1 protein-coding gene is annotated in these 2132 nt (G+C 40.2%); it reads right to left on the bottom strand.

The genetic code is table 11. The features are described 5' to 3' along the window. Nucleotides 1-121 precede the first annotated feature (121 nt). Nucleotides 122-2132 (bottom strand): death domain-containing protein (locus tag KDK17_RS10450; protein ID WP_257288030.1); only part of this gene is annotated, 2011 nt, incomplete at its 5' end.

The raw sequence follows: 2132 nt of genomic DNA, 5'->3' as shown, positions 1-2132 counted from the left end.
ATTTTATTGATAAAGCATTAAAATAGACCTTAAATTTGAAAATGTTTTATTTTTTCTATCCCAGATTTGGGGCACTGACCGCGACTCCGCCAGCTTGCCCTGGAAACCGGACTTATAGTTTTCAAAATTTATGACGCTTATTTAAATCGTACATAAGATCCCATCGTCCGATTTCTGAAAAAACCTCCAATAAGTCATCGTAGGTAATCTGACCTTTTATTTTTTTCCATTCTTCCATCATTGCCCTTACCTTACTTTCAAGCCCAGCGTTACCAGCATCAATATCTCTTATATGAGTTTCATTAAGAACACCGGTCTTTTTGGCAAATTTTTGCCAATCAACGCCTACTTTAGAACCAATATTCAGGAGTTCCTCTTGCGTTACGATAGAGTCCAAAGTTACAGACTGTGGTTTTTTTTCGAACCATGGGGAAAAATCCAAGCCTGGTTTAGAACAAGCTTCCAGCATTTTCACTGTATCAGAGTCCAAAGCTAAAGGCCGTGACCTGCTTATTTCTGATTGCTGACACTGTGGATCTACGGCCGCGTGTGCAACGGCTTGTGTTAACTGAACAGGTTCAGGATCCGATAGTTCATCAGCCGGTTGATCTGATAGCTCATCAGATGGTTGCTCCGATAACTCATCAAACGGTTGATCCGATAGCTCATCAAATAGCTCCTTAGGAGCAATACCAAAGATCAAAAACATACTATGTATAAATTTGTCTTTTTCTTCTGCTCCCTTGTTTTCCAGAAACTTAACAAGCTGTTCACGGGCTTTTAAGGTGAAGGTTCTTAAAAGCTGAAGTTGCTCACTGGGTACATCTTTCGCAAAACGAACATTTTTAGAGAACAGATCATTTAAACGCTGTCCGTGCATTGACCTTATAACAGCAAGAGCAGTGAGTATAGCTTCAATATCATGAAAATCTAAAAATTGATTGGCAGTAATATTAAATGCCAGAGCATGAAGTGATTGACTATTGACTCCAATTAAAAAACGTCTGTTATGTGGAGTAATAAAAGAACATTCACCACTACCAGGCCTCTCACTGCCCCACGTAAGAATTTCTAATAACTCCTCACGATCAATGTACGGATTCGGAATACCAAAACCATACTTAGCATTAACATTTCTGGCGAATTGATTTAACATTATTATTGTCAAAAATTTTGACGGGAATATTTCATCTTTTAGCCACCAACTCGTTTCTTTAAATGTCTGAAAAATATAATTAATCAACATTACTTTCTGTTGGCGACTTAATCCTGAATAAAGAACATGCCCCGGGTCATCAGAAGCCAGGAGGTTGTTACTCGTTAAAATGCTCAACAAATCGTTTCTGAATTTTTTAAAACCGGTTTCGTTCTCAAACTCATGCCTGTGATGAGCAAGTGCTTTAACAATTCTTTTCACCTCAACGTAATCTTCAATTCCCTGGGACTTTGCCAATTCACCAACTTCTGAAATAAGGTGGTAAAGAGACATACTGCCGTTTAAAAATTTAACCCATTTCAGATAAAACTCACTTAGCGTATTTTTATTTGACATAAAACTTTGAGTTAAAAGTCTATAAAGCGCTGGAAAGTTATAGTAATCATTATTGCGAAAACAATCTCCTCTGTGCCTTTCATTTGAATCCAAAGTTTTGAACCATTCAAATACACGGATTGCTAAAGAATCAGCCCCTTCTGTGCCTGACTCAAGTAGTTCCCTTTCTTGTTCAGTCAGTTCCTGCTCAATTAGACCGACTTCACGAGCCAGACATTCTCTGCATTTATCGAAGCCGAGTACAGCAGGTTTATTACAAATCCGGCATGACCCTCTGTTTGGTGACCCACCTGACCCATCATCTCCCCCACCCTCTCTTCCACCACCGCTGCCTTGATTTTGACGACCAGAGCCTTGTTGAAACTGAGTATTCGCTGGCGAGGTATTATCAGTGTCGCCCATTTGATTTCCAGCCTGACCGCTTTCTGTGGAATAGCCGTTCCCTGCGGTGACCAAGCCCGGAATAACAGACACGCTGCGTATTTGTTTGGGACTTAAAATGAACCCTTCCTGTGTATGACGACGGTAGTCTTCTGTTGGTAGCGGTTGTGCCGGGTTACTGTTCAGGTAATGATCAACG

This window comes from Endozoicomonas sp. SESOKO2 (genome assembly GCF_024606245.1).
In the GTDB taxonomy this organism is placed as follows: Bacteria; Pseudomonadota; Gammaproteobacteria; order Pseudomonadales; family Endozoicomonadaceae; genus Endozoicomonas_A.
Note: the sequence above shows the minus strand (reverse complement) of the source record. Positions and strands in the feature narration are given on the sequence as shown.